The organism is Streptococcus sp. HMSC064D12, from assembly GCF_001837205.1.
Lineage (GTDB): Bacteria > Bacillota > Bacilli > Lactobacillales > Streptococcaceae > Streptococcus > Streptococcus salivarius_D.
On sequence record NZ_KV831729.1, the window covers coordinates 1 to 18,616 of the forward strand.

The 18,616-nt window shown below is 37.9% G+C and carries 17 protein-coding genes and 1 tRNA gene; 2 read left to right on the forward strand and 16 right to left on the reverse strand.

Annotated features, from left to right (window positions below; translation table 11 throughout):
• Positions 1 to 119: 119 nt before the first annotated feature.
• From ftsH to HMPREF2697_RS02985, 15 genes are all read right to left on the reverse strand, one after another.
• Entirely contained in the window at positions 120 to 2,099 is a 1,980-nt protein-coding gene (gene ftsH / locus HMPREF2697_RS02915) for an ATP-dependent zinc metalloprotease FtsH (protein WP_049528173.1), read from the reverse strand.
• 19 nt (positions 2,100 to 2,118) lie between these two features.
• Positions 2,119 to 2,661 carry a hypoxanthine phosphoribosyltransferase gene (gene hpt / locus HMPREF2697_RS02920; RefSeq protein ID WP_002883962.1) on the reverse strand — a complete coding sequence of 181 codons (543 nt, stop codon included), beginning with the start codon at positions 2,659 to 2,661 and terminating at the stop codon, positions 2,119 to 2,121.
• An 81-nt stretch (positions 2,662 to 2,742) separates the two neighbouring features.
• Positions 2,743 to 4,008, reverse strand: coding sequence for a tRNA lysidine(34) synthetase TilS (gene tilS / locus HMPREF2697_RS02925; RefSeq protein WP_070849569.1), 1,266 nt, complete (start codon positions 4,006 to 4,008; stop codon positions 2,743 to 2,745).
• Positions 4,008 to 5,300: a serine hydrolase gene (locus tag HMPREF2697_RS02930; RefSeq protein ID WP_070849572.1), complete on the reverse strand. Its 1,293-nt coding sequence runs from the start codon at positions 5,298 to 5,300 to the stop codon at positions 4,008 to 4,010. Before HMPREF2697_RS02930 ends, tilS begins: the two co-directional genes overlap by 1 nt.
• Complete coding sequence (locus tag HMPREF2697_RS02935) at positions 5,297 to 5,428, reverse strand: SP_0009 family protein (RefSeq protein WP_002883955.1); 132 nt, start codon at positions 5,426 to 5,428, stop codon at positions 5,297 to 5,299. Before HMPREF2697_RS02935 ends, HMPREF2697_RS02930 begins: the two co-directional genes overlap by 4 nt.
• Positions 5,428 to 5,799: an FtsB family cell division protein gene (locus tag HMPREF2697_RS02940; protein ID WP_002886276.1), complete on the reverse strand. Its 372-nt coding sequence runs from the start codon at positions 5,797 to 5,799 to the stop codon at positions 5,428 to 5,430. The genes HMPREF2697_RS02935 and HMPREF2697_RS02940 overlap by 1 nt, the downstream gene beginning before the upstream one ends.
• Positions 5,783 to 6,058 (reverse strand): RNA-binding S4 domain-containing protein, encoded by a 276-nt coding sequence (locus HMPREF2697_RS02945; RefSeq protein ID WP_002883975.1) that lies wholly within the window; start codon positions 6,056 to 6,058, stop codon positions 5,783 to 5,785. Before HMPREF2697_RS02945 ends, HMPREF2697_RS02940 begins: the two co-directional genes overlap by 17 nt.
• A gap of 185 nt (positions 6,059 to 6,243) precedes the next feature.
• Positions 6,244 to 9,750, reverse strand: coding sequence for a transcription-repair coupling factor (gene mfd / locus HMPREF2697_RS02950; RefSeq protein ID WP_045772061.1), 3,507 nt, complete (start codon positions 9,748 to 9,750; stop codon positions 6,244 to 6,246).
• The gene (gene pth, locus HMPREF2697_RS02955; protein ID WP_013989873.1) at positions 9,743 to 10,312 is read right to left on the reverse strand and encodes an aminoacyl-tRNA hydrolase; all 570 of its coding nucleotides are present in this window, start codon (positions 10,310 to 10,312) and stop codon (positions 9,743 to 9,745) included. Before pth ends, mfd begins: the two co-directional genes overlap by 8 nt.
• A 72-nt stretch (positions 10,313 to 10,384) precedes the next feature.
• Complete coding sequence (gene ychF, locus HMPREF2697_RS02960; RefSeq protein ID WP_002883967.1) at positions 10,385 to 11,500, reverse strand: redox-regulated ATPase YchF; 1,116 nt, start codon at positions 11,498 to 11,500, stop codon at positions 10,385 to 10,387.
• A 209-nt stretch (positions 11,501 to 11,709) separates the two neighbouring features.
• Positions 11,710 to 11,901: a DUF951 domain-containing protein gene (locus HMPREF2697_RS02965; protein ID WP_002886272.1), complete on the reverse strand. Its 192-nt coding sequence runs from the start codon at positions 11,899 to 11,901 to the stop codon at positions 11,710 to 11,712.
• A 51-nt stretch (positions 11,902 to 11,952) separates the two neighbouring features.
• Positions 11,953 to 13,089: a DNA polymerase III subunit beta gene (gene dnaN / locus HMPREF2697_RS02970; protein WP_070849574.1), complete on the reverse strand. Its 1,137-nt coding sequence runs from the start codon at positions 13,087 to 13,089 to the stop codon at positions 11,953 to 11,955.
• A 154-nt stretch (positions 13,090 to 13,243) separates the two neighbouring features.
• Positions 13,244 to 14,608, reverse strand: a complete 1,365-nt coding sequence (dnaA, locus tag HMPREF2697_RS02975; RefSeq protein ID WP_037611169.1) for a chromosomal replication initiator protein DnaA — start codon at positions 14,606 to 14,608, stop codon at positions 13,244 to 13,246.
• Between the two features lie 238 nt (positions 14,609 to 14,846).
• Positions 14,847 to 15,614 (reverse strand): ParB/RepB/Spo0J family partition protein, encoded by a 768-nt coding sequence (locus HMPREF2697_RS02980; RefSeq protein ID WP_002887125.1) that lies wholly within the window; start codon positions 15,612 to 15,614, stop codon positions 14,847 to 14,849.
• A gap of 65 nt (positions 15,615 to 15,679) precedes the next feature.
• The gene (locus HMPREF2697_RS02985; protein WP_013991347.1) at positions 15,680 to 16,915 is read right to left on the reverse strand and encodes a S1C family serine protease; all 1,236 of its coding nucleotides are present in this window, start codon (positions 16,913 to 16,915) and stop codon (positions 15,680 to 15,682) included.
• 205 nt (positions 16,916 to 17,120) lie between these two features.
• On the opposite strand from HMPREF2697_RS02985, the gene rlmH reads away from it, so the two are divergent.
• Positions 17,121 to 17,600: a 23S rRNA (pseudouridine(1915)-N(3))-methyltransferase RlmH gene (gene rlmH / locus HMPREF2697_RS02990; protein ID WP_014632473.1), complete on the forward strand. Its 480-nt coding sequence runs from the start codon at positions 17,121 to 17,123 to the stop codon at positions 17,598 to 17,600.
• Positions 17,601 to 17,615: 15 nt separating this feature from the next.
• Complete coding sequence (locus tag HMPREF2697_RS02995) at positions 17,616 to 18,299, forward strand: YoaK family protein (protein WP_013991345.1); 684 nt, start codon at positions 17,616 to 17,618, stop codon at positions 18,297 to 18,299.
• Between the two features lie 24 nt (positions 18,300 to 18,323).
• Here HMPREF2697_RS02995 and HMPREF2697_RS03000 read toward each other — a convergent pair.
• Positions 18,324 to 18,397, reverse strand: a tRNA-Arg gene (locus tag HMPREF2697_RS03000).
• Positions 18,398 to 18,616: the final 219 nt, after the last annotated feature.

An 18,616-nucleotide genomic window follows, 5' to 3' on the forward strand; every position in this document is an offset into this window, starting at 1 on the left:
TAATATCATCTCTGACCTGTCTTGTCAATAACTTGTATTGATTTTAATTTTCTTTTTTTATAATATTTTTAATAGTATTTCTTCTCTCGATTTATCTAAAAAAAGAAGAGTAAAACTCCTTACTCTTCTTCATCTTTATTTTTATTTTCAATTCTTTCTTTGACTTCATCGTAAGATAGGGCATGATTATCTTCTTCTGAATCTCCAAGAGAATCCTCCGGCATCTTACCAGTCTCATAAATTGACTTGATTTGTGCAGCATCAAGTGTTTCATACTTAAGCAAAGCTTCTGCAATGAGAGCATGTGTTTCTCGGTTTGCATTGATAATTTCAGTTGCTTTGTCATGTGCCTCAACTAAAAGTGATCGAATTTCTTCGTCAATAAGTTGAGCTGTATGAGCTGAGTAAGACTTATCTGTCGTAAATTGTCCTGGATTCATCGCATGATTACCTTCATATTGGACTGGTCCAAGTTTTTCGCTCATACCATATTCAGTAACCATTGCACGTGCTAACTGTGTTGCTTGCTCAAAGTCATTTGAAGCGCCTGAGGTTTGAACGTTGAAAATAATTTCTTCTGCAACACGTCCACCCATAAGTCCTGCCAATTGTTCTTTTAGCTCATCTTTAGATGACAACATCTGATCCTCTTTTGGTAGAGAAATCATATAACCACCTGCGCGACCTCGTGGAACAATAGTAACCTTGTGAACATCACGAGCGCTAGAAAGTGTTAAACCAACAATTGTATGACCTGCTTCATGGTAAGCCACAACTTTACGTTCGTGTTCTGAAACTTGGCGGTCTTTCTTAGATGGTCCAGCAATAACACGATCCTCTGCTTCGTCGATATCACTAGCATCAATTCTAGTCTTACTACGTCGTGCGGCAACTAGGGCTGCTTCATTCAAGACATTCTCTAAGTCAGCTCCAACAAAACCTGGAGTTTGTTGAGCAACAACTTTAAGGTCAACATCTTCAGCCAATGGTTTATTCTTCGCATGGACTTTCAAGATAGCTTCTCGGCCTTTTACATCTGGGCGACCAACAAGAACTTTACGGTCAAAACGTCCTGGACGTAGGAGGGCTGGATCAAGAACATCACTGCGGTTGGTTGCAGCAATGACAATGATATTCTCATTTCCATCAAAACCATCCATTTCTATCAACAGTTGGTTAAGGGTTTGTTCACGTTCGTCGTTACCGCCGCCCATTCCAGTACCACGACGACGGCCAACCGCATCGATTTCATCAATAAAGATAATAGCACGTTCGGCCTTCTTAGCGTCTTCAAAAAGACTACGAACACGACTTGCTCCGACACCGACAAACATCTCTACGAAATCAGAACCTGAGATACTAAAGAAAGGAACATCTGCTTCACCAGCAACAGCTTTAGCAAGCAGAGTTTTACCTGTCCCTGGAGGGCCTTCAAGGAGAACACCTTTAGGGATACGTGCACCAAGTGCTTTATATTTTCGTGGATTTTTGAGGAAATCTACGACTTCTACAAGTTCTTCTTTTTCTTCTTCCGCACCAGCCACATCTGTGAAACGAACTTTAATATTCTCTTTTGATTGAGTCTTAGCACGGTTGCGGCCAAAATTCATTGCACCGCGGTTACCACCTTGATTCATCATGAAAAGGAAGAAAATAGCAATCCCAATCAAAGGTAGGTAACTAAAAAGATATGAAATCCAAGCACCACTTGAACTTTCACGTATCATTTTAACATTAACATCAGCTGCTTCTGATGCTGACTGCAATTTCTGCATGGTTGTTTCATTCTGCAGCACAGTCGATGTAAAGCTACGTGTCTCTGATGATGCACTACCTAAAAATGGTAGACTAAGGTCAGTATCAACCTTTTCAGCCTTTTTGTAGCTACCTTTAACTTCAATGATACTACCGTCTGGCTGATAAGTGATAGATTTTACCTTACCATCTTCAATTTTCTTAACCAACTGTGTGTAAGACAATTGTTGACTTGGGCTTTGGCTTCCTCCTGCAAAGTATTGTACTCCGGTTACAACCGCAATAATAACTATGATGTAGAGAAAAGCGTTCCGTAAGAAGCCATTATTATTTTTATTATTCATAAATTAATTAGACCTTTACTTATTTTGTATAAATTTCTTCTTTTAGGACACCGACATAAGGGAGGTTACGGTATTTTTCATCATAGTCTAGTCCGAAACCAACGATAAATTCATTAGGAACATCGTAACATACGTAATCTGCCTCAATATCAACAACACGACCTTCTGGTTTATCAAAAAGAGTTGCGATTTTGACTGAATTGGCTTTACGGTACTTGAACATATCTCGAAGATAAAGGAGCGTACGACCTGTATCAATGATATCTTCAATAAAGATGATGTCTCGTCCTTCAACATTAGTGTCAACATCTTTAAGAATCTTTACTTCACCACTGCTGACAGTTCCACCACCATAACTTGAAACGACCATAAAGTCCATCTCAATATGGGTATCGATATGTTTGATAAGTTCTGCCATAAATGGAACAGCACCTTTCAAAACACAGACTAGTAGAGGATTTTTCCCCGCATAATCCTCTGTCAATTGTTGTCCTAGTTCTTTAGTTTTAGCTACGATATCCTCTTGGGAAAAGAGGACTTTTTTAATGTCTTTTTCTAACATTTGGGTTCCCTTTCTCGAAGTCAATATTCTGTTATTATACCACTTTTACTTCAATCATCGTTATTTGAACATGGTATTTGATTAGAAATTCTTATAAATGACTACAGTGCCATAAAGTATAGCATTTTCAGGTCTTTTTTTCAAATAGAGACGCCCAGCAACATAAAGAAAAATAATCTGATCATCTTGTTCTCCTATAATGGCTTTTTGACGATCCTTCTCTAAAATCTTATTGTCTATAAATAGTCGTCTTAATTTTTTATGGTGACTACCAAGGTCAATCTTATCGCCTTCTTTTCTATGACGAATCACTATAGGGGAATCTGACCAAATACTAATAGTATCTGCGTTAGAAACGTCATTGAATTCTGAAAAAGTCAAGGTATAATCCTCAAACTCAACAGATTTTCCAAATTCTAAGAGACAAGAAGGGGATAAAGAGATAGCCTCTTCTTTCCTTATTAGGAAAGAAGTCTGTGTTTTTACTAGTTCATAACCATTTTTTAGGGGAATCTTTCCTGAACCATTTTTCCTTAGATAACTTATCAATTGATTAAATTGGCCTTTAGAAAGCTGTAAATCAGGAAAGGTATCTAAATAGTTCTGAAGAAGAAAGAGCTGGACAGGATCTGACTGTTGCTGAAAAACAGATAAATCAGTGATAGTAATATCCTTTGTTAACTCCCCTAAAGCTTGCTTCATAAGACCAATCTCCTCGGCTAAAAGACAAAGGTGCTCCTTAAATTTAGGATTTTCCTGAGATAAGGTAGGAAGATAGGACAGTCTGATGCGATTCCGAAGATAGGCTAATGACGTATTACTCCTATCTTCAAAATGGAAAGTTACGGGAAGCTGATCTTTCGTAAGATGCAAAAAGGGACGAATAATCTGACCAGTGCCAAATGGTCTGATAGCTGAAATTCCTGTCAGGTGTCTTAAACGACTTCCTCTCAACAGTCTCATAAAAATCGTCTCTGCTTGATCATCTGCATGATGGGCTGTTACAAGAGCAGAGTAATCATAATCTTTCATGACCCGCTTAAAAAACTCATAGCGAAAGGTACGGGCAGCATTTTCTGAAAACTTTCCTGAGAAGGCACTATAGTGAAAAGGGACCTTATGTTCCTCTGCCCAATGACGTAAATACGCTTCTTCATGCTCCGACTCTTGTCGTTGTTTATGGTTAACGTGAGCAATCCCCAACTGAATATCCAAATCTTTTTGATGGTTATACAAAAAGTGCAGCAAACTCATAGAGTCTGCTCCACCTGATACTGCTACTAAAATTTTCTTGTGCTGGTTAAAATAACCCTTGGCTTGCATCATTTGCAACAATTTTTGTGTCATTATTTTAAAATTCCATAAACATCATCTGCAATTGAGGTGATTTTGTCATAGCCCTCTTTATCCGTAAAAATCGATAGAATAAAGGGAGAATCTGCATAAACAATAGCGACGTCATGTTTAAAGTCGTAGGCATCACCAATTTTATGAGCGACGGGAACATCAATGTTTTTGGAAATACGTTCGCCATCATAGTCCGTACTTGAAAGATAATTGATAATATCTCCATTTTGTCTATAAACAGCCTCCATCAAAGTACCCGCGGCTCTAGCAGTCAACTCCTTTTTATCCATATTCCACGAAGTCGCTGCGGCTTTATCTACTGATTTTTGGAAGGCCTTGTCATACTGATTAGTTACATAATAACCTAATATATTTGTCGCTACATTATCTGAGTTTTGGGCTACAGCCTTTAACAGATTTTCCAAGCTGTAATTCTTATCATCAGGCATCTTACTAATCTTTCCAGAACCATCTGGATCATAGGCACCTGGAAAACCATTTACAGCAGAGGTATATTGATACTCATCTGATAATGATAATTTTTTTTGAGACAGACGTTCCTGTGCATAATAAAGTACTCCAAGCTTGGCTACGCTAGCTGCATACATGCTTTTTTCGTCATTGATAGCAGCTACTCGGTCCGTATCAAGCTGTTTAACATAAACTGAGATGCGCTCTTGATTGTTATACTTCTCATTAAGGACTTTTTGAACAGCCTCGATGCGATTGTCAATCCTTGACAAATCAGAAGCATTAATCCAACCCTCTCCGTCTACCAAATAGTAGGTCCCTGCATGCGTCTGAGCTGCTTGGCTAACCTTAATGGGTTTAAAACTAGCGAGTTTGGAGTCAGCTTTTTCAGTTCCTAAAACGTAAGGTTCTTTGTATACCGTTAAACCATCTTTAGTCCAGAAGGTCATATCTACTGTTTTTTGATTATAGATACTGTCGTCTACAATTGATTTCTGACTAGCCGCTACATAATCACCATCTTGAAGTTGGAAAACAGGCTCACCTTTAGCATTCCAAAAAATAGCAGAAATCGATAGTTTGGTATCCGCTTGGATACTGGTTTTAAATTCTGTTAAATCCTTGTTCTTATAAGTTAGGATAGTTGTTATCGTTCTTGGGTTTTTAGGAACCAGTTTAAATTGAGTCAAGCTAGCTGTAGTATTTTGAGTCAATTTTTGGACCTGTTTTGGGGTCAGAGTTAGCTCCTTCTCCATAGGAAGTAGGACCAGGGGGCTAGAAGATACAAGCACAACAGTTGCAGCTATTAAGAGCTTTTTCATGCTTGCTTCTTCACCTCCTCTTTCCTCGGTAATTCCGTTTTAAGTTGCTGATTTTTTTCTGATAGTTCCTCTAACTTGGCTTCTGAATAGGTTAAAAAAGTTTCTACAGTTTTTAGTAAATCTTTCATTAGGGTAATAAGCTTGGTACAGGATAGATTGACTCTCCTTCACGTGAATAATAGTACTTAGCACGCGCATATTTCTCGGCGAAAGCATCATCCTTAAGTTTCTTAGCCAAATCCTTTCGTTCCTTTGTCTGATCCGACAATTTATCATAGTCTTTCTGAAGCGACAAGACTTCCTTCTCTTGCTGTTTGATATTCATATAGGTCTCAACCAGATTATAGGTTGGCAAGATAAAGAGTAAGACAACCACAAAGAGAATCCACCCCATAAAGCGATTCCTTTGTTCGTGTTCGGCACGCTCTAATCGTTGCTCTTGATTGGCATTATCAATGTAATCGTTCGTAAGCTGTACAATATTAGGCTTCTTGCTCATCTGCTTCAATCCTTGTTTCACTTATAATCTCGTACATTTTTGCCGCATCTTCTTTTTTAGTACTGTCTTTCATTTCTAAAACACGGACAGTTAGAAGTTTATTTCCAAAACGAACTTCCACTTGGTCACCAATTTTTAAATCTGTAGATGACTTAGCGAGTACTCCATTTACTTTTATACGTCCTTTATCAGCTACTTCTTTAGCAACTGGACGGCGTTTGATAATTCGTGATACTTTTAAATATTTGTCTAATCTCAATGTTACTGTTTCCTTTTCGTTAGGATATCTCTTCTATGATAGCATTTTTTTGAGAAAATAGGGGACTAAAGCCTTTTCAAGTACAAAAATAAGAGGATCGACACTAGTCGACCCTCTCAGGAGATTTATGAAAAAGAAAAGTTTTAGGATGTTTTATAGTATAGAGAAACTTACTTAAACTTTCCTTAAGCTTCTTTTTTTTCTTTACGTTCTTTGATTTCCATAAATGTCTGTCCAAAAATCTTTAATTCTTCAAGAATCTCATAGTCTTTCTTGTTACGAACATCAAAAGTAATCTCTACTTTCCCCTGATTATCACTGATTTTTGCTTTTAAATGCGTTTTAGAGATAGCTTCGAAATAGTCTTGAGTCAAGAAGAATTTAAGAGAGGCTTTTTCGAAACGAACAATAATAGTATCGTTCTTACGCTCGACTAATTCTGCAAAGGCAGCATCCAAATAGGCCTTAACCAGACCAATCTCAATGAGATAGGCAACTTGGTCTGGATATTCTCCAAAGCGGTCAATAAGCTCATCTTGAAGGTCTTGATAGTCTTTCTGATTCTCAATTTCTCGAATACGCTTATAAATTTCAATTTTTTGGCGCTCGTCAGAAATATAGTCAGAAGGGAGGTAAGCATCAATCTGAAGATTGAACTCTGCATTTCCTTTACGTCGAACTTGAGTTTTACCTTGACGTTTATTGATAGCCTCTTCCAAGAGTTGTGAGTACATTTCAAACCCGACTGAGTCGATGAATCCACTTTGAGAAGCACCAAGAATGTTCCCGGCACCACGAATTGATAAATCACGCATGGCAATTTTGAAACCTGATCCCAGTTCTGTAAAGCCCTTAATAGCATCCAATCTCTTCTCAGAGACTTCCGTCAACACTTTATCAGGACGATACATGAGATAGGCATAAGCAATTCGATTACTACGCCCCACACGACCTCTCAACTGATAAAGAGTAGATAAGCCCATATGATCTGCATTCTCAATAAAGAGAGTATTAACGTTGGAGATATCAATCCCTGTCTCGATAATAGTCGTTGCTACCAAAACATCGTAATCACCATTCAAGAAATCCAAGAGGGTATTCTCCAACATAACCTCACTCATCTGACCATGAACAAATCCGATACTTGCTTCAGGGACCAGCTCATGTAGTTCAGAAACTTTTTGATCAATGGTTTCAACACGATTATAAACATAAAAAATCTGGCCGCCTCGGTCCATCTCTCTTAATATCGCTTCTCGAATAAGACCAGGATTGGTTTCCATAACGTAAGTTTGAACTGGATAACGGTTGGTAGGTGCTGTCTCAATAATCGACAAATCACGAATACCTAACATAGACATATGAAGCGTACGAGGAATAGGTGTCGCAGTTAGGGTAAGGACATCAACCTTAGCTTTCAACTCCTTAAGTTTCTCTTTATGCTTCACGCCAAAACGTTGTTCTTCATCAATTACTAGCAAGCCTAAATCAGAAAACTTAACATCTTTGGACAGCAGGCGGTGGGTACCGATAATAATATCAATACGCCCTTTAGCTAGATTTTCAATAGTCTCATTTTGCTCTTTTTTACTTCTAAAACGACTGAGTTCATCTACTTCAACGGCATGATTTTCAAAACGTTCTTTAAAATTCAAATAGTGCTGATGGGCAAGAACTGTTGTAGGAACTAGGATAGCAACTTGCTTTCCATCATTGACCGCCTTGAAGGCAGCACGCATAGCTACCTCTGTCTTACCAAAACCAACATCACCTACCAAGAGACGATCCATGGGTTTGTCTGACTCCATGTCTGCCTTAATTTCCTTGATAGAACGCAATTGATCCTCTGTCTCAGCATAGGCAAAATCATCTTCGAAATCCCTTTGGTTATCATCATCTGGTGAAAAAGCAAAACCTTTAAGTTGACTACGCTCAGCATAAAGTTTTAAGAGATCATCGGCAATATCCTCTACTTGCTTGCTTACTTTTTGTTTAGTCTTTTGGAAACGCCCATCATTGAGTTTATTAATTTTAGGTTCTTTTCCGTCCGCTGATACATACTTAGAGAGACTCTCAATCTGCTCAACAGGTAGAGAAATTGTTGCAGCATCCTGATATTGGATGGTCAAGTAGTCACGATGCACCCCTTTAATCTCAATAGTCTCAATACCTTTAAATTGACCGATACCATGAGTCTGGTGTACAACATAATCACCTTTTTCAAGTTCATTGTAATCTTTGAGACGCTCTGCATTGGAAACGTGACTGGCACGCGCACGACGTTTTACTTTTTTATGAAAAATCTCACGTTCAGTGACAAGAACAAGCTTTTCATCCGCAAAGTAAAAACCATTGGATAAGTTTCCTAAGACTAACTGAGGCTTATGAGGTATCAAATCTCCAAAACTACTAAGGGGTAAATCTAAATCATATTCTTCCAAGGTTTCCTTCAAAGATTTGAGCTGCTTCTCAGACCCCACTTGTAAAATAACTGTGGCCTTATTCTTGGTATAGCGATGTATTTCATCAACTAGAAGTGGAAACTGGTTAAAGAACTCCTGCATAGGGTATTGCGTGAATTGATACAACTTATCAAATTTAAGATTTCCCAATCCCTTATGAAAATTCGAAAAGAAACTAGCTGGCTGATAGTTACGTAAAGTCTTAAATGAATCCACTAAGTAATTTAGATGACTCAGAGACTTGCCCTGATGAAGATCCTCAGTTAAAAGATTAGCCACTTCCAACTCAAGACGTCCATGGCGGTCCACTATCTTTTGAAAATCATCAATGAAGACAGGAGTTCCCTTTGGAAGGTAGTCAAATAAGGTGTAAGCATTATCATAAAAGAGAGACAAAAACTTACGTAAATCTTTATGACGGTAACCATCAATCGTAACCGACAGAACCTCCTCAAGGTAAGCTTTATGAGGACCTTCTGCCTTTGAGACCGCACTTTCTAGGGCCTTCTCAGCACGTTGGTAATCTTCTCTTGTTAAGATAATATCATCTGCCGGAGATACGATAATATGCTCTAAATTATCTAAAGATTTCTGACTATCGCTATCAAACTGACGAATACCATCAATCTCATCTCCAAAAAATTCTAAACGGTAGGGGAGTTCTGCAGTCAGTTCATAAATATCTAAAATATCGCCCCTACGACTAAACTCACCAGGTGAGAGAACCTGCTCTACCCTTTGGTATCCAATATGAGTAAGATGCTTACTGAGAGCCTCTAAATCATGTTCCTCCCCTAGTGTTAAGTCAATGCGAGAGTCTTTATAAACCTCAGGATTAGGCAAATGTAACTTAGTACCAACTAAACTCGTAACCAAGATTCCACTTGACTCTTTATCCATTAAAAAATTAAGACTTTCGAGACGAGAATGGGTCTTTTCTGGAGAAGCGAAGATAAACTCTGCAGCTACTACATCATCTGCAAAAAAAGAATAAACCTTATCCTCTCCTAAGATAGCTGACAAATCTCCTGTTAGTTGCTCAGCTTCATTTTGTGTTGAAGTAACGATTAGAATCTTAGGAACCTGCTCAGAAAGGGCAGATGCCATGACAACTGCCTTGCTGGAACCAGAAAATCCCATAACCAACTGCCTACTCAATAGGGTTGCTTTATCACGCCACTCAAGCAATTGATGATTCTTCTCAAAAAGATCTAATAGGGTATTAGCCATTATAACGCCTCATAGTGTCTTCGAAATCATTTGTTTTAAGGTAATGATTGAGGGCCGTCTCTACCTTGTCTAAAGTCAGTAAAATTGTGGCATAATCATCTTCACTAAATTTTCCAAGGACATGATTAACGACCGTCATTCCTTTCTGTGGGCGGCCAATACCAATTTTTATACGGTCAAATTCTTGAGTGCCAGTTTCAGCAATGATAGATTTAATCCCATTATGACCACCTGCTGAACCTTTTTGACGAAAGCGCAATTTCCCAACTTCCATATCTAAGTCATCGTAAATAACGATAAAATCCTCCATGGGAATATTGTAATAAGCTAGCAATGCTCTAACAGCTAGACCAGATAGATTCATAAAGGTCGTTGGTTTCACAAAATAAACCTTTTCACCGTTTAAAAAGGTCGAAGCCACTTCAGCCTTAAAGGTCTTTTCTTCAGAAAAGGTTAATCCCAGTTCCTTAGCCATTAGGTCAATAGCCATAAACCCAACATTGTGACGTGTCTCATGGTATTTTGAACCAGGATTTCCCAAGCCAACTACTAATTTTGTCATTATTTCTCCTCTTTGATAAACAGCAAAAGGACTGAAAAATACTTTTCAGCCTTGTGCACTATTTTTTATTTTCTAAACGTTGAAACGGAATTCCATGATGTCGCCATCTTGAACAACATATTCTTTTCCTTCTTCACGAAGGCGACCAGCTTCCTTAACAGCTTTCTCAGAACCATATTTAATAAGATCATCGTAAGACATGGTTACGGCACGGATAAAGCCTTTCTCGAAGTCAGAGTGGATAATTCCTGCTGCTTGTGGAGCCTTGATGCCGCGTTTAAAGGTCCAAGCACGCACTTCTTTCTCACCAGCAGTAAAGTAAGTTCCTAGGCCAAGCAAGTGATAGGCTGCGCGTGTCAGTTTATCAACTCCTGATTCTGTCAAACCAAGGTCTTCCAAGAACATTTCTTTGTCTTCATCATCCAATTCAGAAATTTCTTCCTCAACACGTGCAGAGATAACAACTACTTCTGCATTTTCAGTCGCTGCAAACTCACGAATTTGTTTGACATAATCAATATCATCAGGATTTGCGACTTGGTCTTCATCAACGTTAGCCACATAAAGTACTGGTTTTGTTGTCAAGAGGAAGAGTCCCTTAACAATTTTTTGCTCTTCCTCAGTAAAATCAATCGTACGTGCAGACTTACCATCTTCTAGAACAGGTTTAATCTTTTGAAGAATATTAAACTCTGCCACAGAATCTTTATCTTTTTGTGTACGCGCAATTTTTTCGACACGCGCATAACGTTTGTTAATTGATTCAAGGTCAGCCAAAATCAATTCTAGGTTAATTGTATCAATATCAGCCATTGGATCTACAAAGGCATCCTCACGCCCTTGTTCACGCATAACATTTTCATCATCGAAAGCACGAACCACATGGACAATCGCATCTACTTCACGAATGTTCGCCAAGAACTTATTTCCAAGACCTTCACCCTTTGATGCTCCTTTTACGATACCCGCAATATCTGTGAACTCAAATGTGGTTGGAACTGTCTTTTTAGGGGTAATAAGTTCAGTCAGTTTCGTCAAACGCTCGTCTGGTACCTCAACCATTCCGACGTTTGGATCAATTGTCGCGAAAGGATAGTTAGCAGCTTCCGCACCCGCTTTTGTAATTGCATTGAAAAGAGTTGATTTACCAACGTTTGGCAAACCAACGATACCTGCTGTTAAAGCCATTAATTTATTTCTCCATAAAAAAGTAATTCAGTTAATTATAACACAAAAATTGTTAAAAATAGGCAACTTCCCTTTGAGAATCATAAAAAGGAAAGCAAGTCAAAGAATGCTATAAAGAAGATAATTAGGGACTCTAGAAAGTTTTTATATTGCTAGTAAACTAATTTTCTTAACACAAGAACCTCATTATATAGACTCCCCAATGTCTGTTATAAAACCTTCTTAAGTTTCTTTTCGAAATCATGACGACTCATCATAACCACATGATCACAATTCGTACAACGAATCTTAATGTCAGCTCCAAGACGGGTCACTTCCCATTCATTAGCTTTTTTTCCTGTTGCTTTGATGGTACAAGCATGTGGTTTTTTCATTTCAACTAAACTTCCAATTTGGTACATAAACTCCCTCTCTAGTAAAAAAGTTATCCACAGTGGATAACTTTTTCGATTTTAGTTTGTTCTTACAGGTGTAATCAATTGAATAAAATTCTCACTGTCATCTGCTGGCGTCAAAGTAAATGGACGCACTGGTGAAATGAAACGTACACGGACAGTCTCACTCTTAAGAGCTTTCAAAGCATCTATTAGGTAGGTTGGGTTGAAACTAATGACCAAATCACTACCTGAAACATCTTGCACGTCAATATCCTCATTCACCTTTCCGACTTCTGGCGAATTAACATGGGCACTGACACTGCCATTGAGGATTTCGAGTTTGACGGTACCACTTTGACTAGCATTAGAAATCAAATATGAACGTTCCATAGCAGAACGAAGGCTAGCTGTCTCGAAGACAACTTCTGTTTCAAATGAATCAGACAAGAGACGATTCGTGTCTGGATAATTTCCTTCAAGTAGACGTGTATAGAAAGAAATTGTTTCACTACGGAATAGAATTTGATTTGCTGAGAAGAAAACCTCTAAGTTTTCAATATCATCGCTAAAGACTGCCGATAATTCTTTAAGTGAGCGACTTGGGATTACAACATCAAAGTTATCTGCAGAATGCTCCAAAACAAGTTGGCGTTGGCTCATACGGTGAGAGTCAGTTGCTACAGCTTTGAGATCTTTATGATTTGAAAGAACGAAGTGAACACCGGTTAAAATTGGACGACTTTCTTGGGTGCTTGCTGCGAATGAAGTTTCAGCAATGATAGATTTTAACACTTTTGTGTCCATGAGTAATGGCGTCAAGCTATCAACTTCCTGAATACGGGGATATTGTTCAACATCTTTCCCTTTCAAGGTAATTTCTGATTTACCACTTTTCAGTAAAACTTGGTATTGTTCAATTTCTTCAAAAGTAAGGGTAACATCAGGCAAGCTTGAGACAACATTAATGAAAAAGTTTGCTTCCAAAAGGATACTACCTGGCTGTGTAATTAAGAGGCCTGCATTTTCTTCTGAAACTGAGATACTATTTTCAATTGAGATTTGCCCATTTGATCCTGTCAAATAGATACCATCACTGGTAACTTCGATTTTAATCGTTGATAGAATTGGGATAGCATTTTTAGAAGAAATAGCACGGCGAGTTGTATGAAGTGCTTGTAAGAAATAAGCTTTATTAATCGCAAATTGAATCATGATGCTCCTTTATTTTATTAGTATTATTTTAGTAGTAGTAGTAGGTCTTGTGGACACTGTGCATAAGTGTACAAAACATAGTTTTATCAAGGCTTTAAACTTGTGCACAGCCTGTGGAAAAGTTTGTATAATTTTTAATAGTTATCCACAAGTATTATTTTATCTTGTTTTTGATGGTATCAATTTCAATGCGTAAACTGTCATCTTGAGCAATCATATTTTTGATTTTATTGTATGCATGTAAGACAGTTGAGTGGTCTCTTCCTCCAAATTCTTTTCCAATTTTTGGAAGGGAGTTATCAGTCATTTCACGCGCAAGATACATGGCTACCTGACGTGCCAAGACAATATTTTGTGTTCGTTTAGTTGCCTTAATCTCTTTTACTGTGACATTATAAAATTTTCCTACTTCAGTTTGGATATCCTCAATCGGAATAAGAGTTAACTTAGGACTATCCATTTTACGTGCGCGAATGGCTTCAGCAGCTACCTCAACTGTGATAGTATCTAACTGGCGAACATTGGCAACTAAGCTAATATCTTTTAAGGCCCCTTCTAAGTCACGGACATTTGAATCAAATTGGCCAGCTAAATACTCAATTGTTTCAGGAGGAAAATGATAATCATAGTCCATAATCTTATTAGTAAGAATGGCCACTCGCGTTTCAAAGTCAGGTGGTGTGATGTTGACGGTTAACCCCCATTTAAAGCGCGTGACAAGACGCTCTTCCATCTCGTTCAATTGATCTGGATTACGGTCGCTGGTCAGGACAATTTGTTTATTATTATTGTGAAGGACATTGAAAGTATTGAAAAATTCCTCTTGAGTGGCTTGCGTTGATTTTTTAGCCAATGATTGAATATCATCAATTAAGAGAACGTCCAGATGACGGTATTTTAGTTTTAGTTCATCCATTTTATCTAAACGGATATGGACAACAAATTCATTAATGAAATTCTCTGCAGTAATGTATTTGATACGTGCTTGAGGATTATCATGTAAGACCTTGTTACCAATGGCATTGAGTAAGTGAGTTTTTCCGAGACCAGGTCCTCCATAAATAAATAGAGGGTTATACGTAGCTCCTGGTGAATCAGCTACAGCTAAAGATGCAGCAACTGACCAACGGTTTTCATCCCCCTGAATAAAATTATCAAAGGTGTACTTACTATTTAAGTCAGAGTCCAATGTAGGAAGAGCAGGTGTTTGCTGTTCCTTTTTATTGCCAAAGTCATTGTTTGTTACAGTTGAATTTGCCTCGTTTAAGAGTGCTTCGTCAAAGACGTACTCAACTTTGATTTCACTATTATAGGCTTCAAAACCAGCCATCAAAATGAAAGATTGCATATTCTTTTCCCAGAATAGCTTTTTGACTTCTTCAAGCAGAATTGTAGCAACGTTATCTTGAACTTTGATGAGCTTGGTATCTAGGACATAATAATCAAAAGTGGCTTGTGTTAGTTCCTCTTTGGCCAGCTCTAAGAGCTTATTCCAAAAAAAATGCTCTTTTTCGGTCATTCCATCAATTCTCCTTCTTTATTCTTGTTCTCTGATTCTATCATAAAACAAAAAAGTTTTCCACAGGTCTGAAGATAAAAGTTCCTTAAGTTATCCACAAGCTGAAAAAGACAATTCACATTGTGCACAAGAGTTATCCACAAGTTGTGAATAAAAAAAGAAACCCTCTAAAATAAAGGGAGGGCAACCGTTTTATGATGTGGATAAGTTTGTTTCTTTTTGCTACTCAATTCACAGGTCAAATAAGCTTGTTGATAATTCTGTTAAAATCTTCTTCTGTCGAAAAGTGGATCTGAATAGTTCCAGAGTGATTTTTGTGATAACGAAGAGTAACGGGGAGACCAAGTGATTTTTCAAGTTCTTTTTCTTTATCTTTTATATGAATATCTTTTTTTGATTTTTGTTTTTTAGGAAGTCCTTGAAGTCTTTTCTCCAGGGTACGAACAGACCATTTTTCAGTAAGGACCTGATGATAGATAGTTAATTGCTTTTTTGTATCCTCAACAGCTAAAAGTGCTCTAGCATGTCCTTGACTCAGTTTGCCATTTTCGATACTCGTCTGTATCTCTTGGGGAAGTTGGAGGAGTCTGAGAGCGTTACTGATATAGGGTCTGGATTTTCCCATAGCTTTCGCCAGTTCCTCGTGACTATAAGCTAGCTCATTAATTAAACTACGATAGGCCTTTGCTTCTTCAATGGGATTGAGATTCGATCGTTGTAAATTTTCAATAATAGCTTGTTTACGGCTGTCTTGATCTGTAACTGCCTTTACAACTGCAGGGATTTCTGTCATTCCTAGACGTTTACAGGCACGTAAACGTCTTTCCCCAGCAATTAGTTCATAGCCAATAATATCCGATTTTCGGACAATGATTGGCTGTATCAGTCCATTTTCTGCAATCGATTGGCTTAGCTCCGCTAATTCTTCATCAGAGAACTCTATACGAGGTTGAAAAGGATTGGGATAGATGTCACTAATAGGTAAAGCTTTGAGTTGTTCTTGCATGTTATTCCTTTCCAAAAAAGACCTTTACATTATTGTAAAGGTCTTTTGACAGATTTGTCAATGACTTAGTCAGACAAGTCTTCTGTAGATTTTGTTAATTTAAGTTCTTCAGTTTTCTTCTCTTTACCACGATAGAAGGTTACCTTGATTGTATCTCCAATACTATGGCTGTAAAGATTGGTTTGAATATCAGTTTTTGAGCTGATTTCCTTACCGTCAATTTCAGTGATAACATCATTTTCTTGAAGTTTACCGTCAGCTGGCATACCTTTTTGAACGCTGCCGACTACAACTCCAGCTTTCACATCATCTGGTAAATCTAATTTAGAAGTTGCACTGCTAGAAAGGCTATTAAGATCGGCCATTGAGATTCCTAGGGCTGGTCGTGTAACTTTACCGTCTTTTTCCAATTGATTGATGATTTCGACAACATCGTTTGATGGAATGGCAAATCCCATACCTTCAACGGCGCTACCAGCGACTGCTGACGTTGATGAAATTTTACTTGAGTTAATACCGATGACTTGTCCTTCGATATTGACTAAGGCACCACCTGAGTTACCAGGGTTAATGGCAGCATCTGTTTGAATAGCATTTGTTGAAACAGTTTCACCATTGTCGTTTTGCATAGTTACGGTACGGCTAAGGCTAGAAACGATTCCCTCTGTTACTGAGTTGGCGTATTCGGTACCAAGTGGGCTACCGATAGCAATTGCCTTCTCACCGACTGTGAGAGAGTTTGAGTCTGCAAATTCCGCTACGGTTTTAATTTTATCTGAAGAAACTTTGACAACTGCTAGGTCAGAGTAAGTATCTTTACCAACGAGTTCACCAGTAATTTTTGATCCATCTGAAAGCATGATTTCAAGTTTTTTAGCGCCATCGACAACGTGGTTGTTGGTTACGATATAAGCCTCTTTACCATCCTTTTTGTAGATAACACCGGAACCTTCACCAGCGACTTGTAACCCATCAGAATCTTTTGATTTGTCTTGGCTAGAGTCAGAACTATCATCTCCACCAAAGATACGGCCATAAAGTTCATTTAGAGAATCTGAAGATGACCCTTCTTGGTAATTGATGACAGAAACAACGGCATTTTGTACTTTCTTAACAGCTTTAGTTGTATCTGTTGTATTATTGTATACGGTCTTAGCTGTTTTAACACCTGTATCTGTTGAATTGGTAAAAGATACCCCTGCTGCTGTTAGTAGGATAAAGGCACCTAGCAAACCACCGAGCAAGCCAATAACAAGCATTGCAATTGGCGCTACTATTTTTTTCCAGTTAAATTTTTTCACGTTTAGTCCTCCTTTTTGATAAGCATATCAAAGTAAGCTTAATTATATCATAAAGTGATTTTAAAGAACAGTTATCAACAGTCTGTGGATAAGTTTCAAAAAGTGTAGATAAGAAGTTATTTTATAGGGATAACTAAAGATTCTTAACAGGAAAAAGGTGTGGATAAGGTGTTAAAAGATTGTGGATATGTGCTATAATAAGCCTATGAAAGTTAAATTGATTACCGTTGGAAAATTGAAAGAAAAATATTTGAAAGATGGCATTGCGGAGTATGTCAAACGACTAGGACGCTTTACAAAATTTGAGTCTATAGAATTAACGGATGAAAAGACCCCAGATAATGCAAGCGAAGCTGAAAATAAAGCTATCCTAGACAAAGAGGGACAGCGTATCTTGGCTAAAGTAGGTGATCGTGATTATGTCATTGCCTTAGCTATTGAAGGAAAACAATTTCCCTCAGAACAATTTGCTAAAGAGTTAGAGCAAGCGACTCTTAGAGGCTATTCAGATATTACTTTTATTATAGGGGGAAGTTTGGGACTCTCTCCTACAGTGAAAAAGAGGGCTAATCAATTAATGAGTTTTGGTCTCTTAACGTTCCCTCATCAGCTTATGCGCCTTGTATTAGTAGAGCAAATTTATCGCGCATTCATGATTCAGCAGGGAAGTCCTTACCATAAGTAGAAGAAGGAAACAGACATGTTCAGAATGAAAAAACGCTCCTATCGTGTTTTTGAAGGATTACGGGTAGCAACTCTAGTGAGTTATATAGGGGGCTTCATTGATGCCTATACTTACAATACTCAAGACGGAAGATTTGCAAGTATTCAGACAGGTAATCTCCTTTATTTGGTTATTCATCTTGTTGAGGGGCATATTGCAAGAGCTTTCAGCTATGTGATACCTATTTTTTTCTTTGTTTTAGGTCAGTTTTTTGTTTTTTTTGTTAAGAAGTGGCTCATTAACCATAAATGGGGATGGCATTTGCAAGCGATTAGACTTGCCTTTCTCTTGATGACTATTCTCGCCATTATTACACCTTACGTTGATTCTACTATTACGATTGCAGGCTTGGCATTTTTTGCCTCTCTTCAGGTAGGGATTTTTAAGCGCGTCAGAGGGGTAAATTATGCTTCCTTCATGATGACTGGTAATATTACGAATACCTCTTTAACCGTTGCCAGGGCTATTGACGAGGGGGATCCCAAAGTGCTTAAACAAGCTTCTTACACTACTATTATCATCTTTACATTTATGGTAGGAGTTGCAGCCTCAACTTGGTTTGCTCAATATTTACATGAATACAGCCTATATACGACTTTGCTTCCCTTATTTGTTTTAAATTATTTCCTATTTATCGAGGCAAAAGAAAAACGCAACTAGAGGTTCTAGATTGCGTTTTTTATCTGATCCCAGCAGGATTCGAACCTGCGACCGTTCGCTTAGAAGGCGAATGCTCTATCCAGCTGAGCTATGGGACCAATAACTCTATTAGTTTACAAAATATATAGCAACATGTCAATACTTTGTAAAAGCAAGATAAAAACTAACGTAAAATTCGAATAAATTTAGCAAAATTTAATATTTTTTTTGAAAAAAAGTATAGACAAAATCGAATACTCTGATATAATAATAAGAGTGTTAACGAGATAAAAATCTCAGAACTTGGTCCGTTGGTCAAGGGGTTAAGACACCGCCTT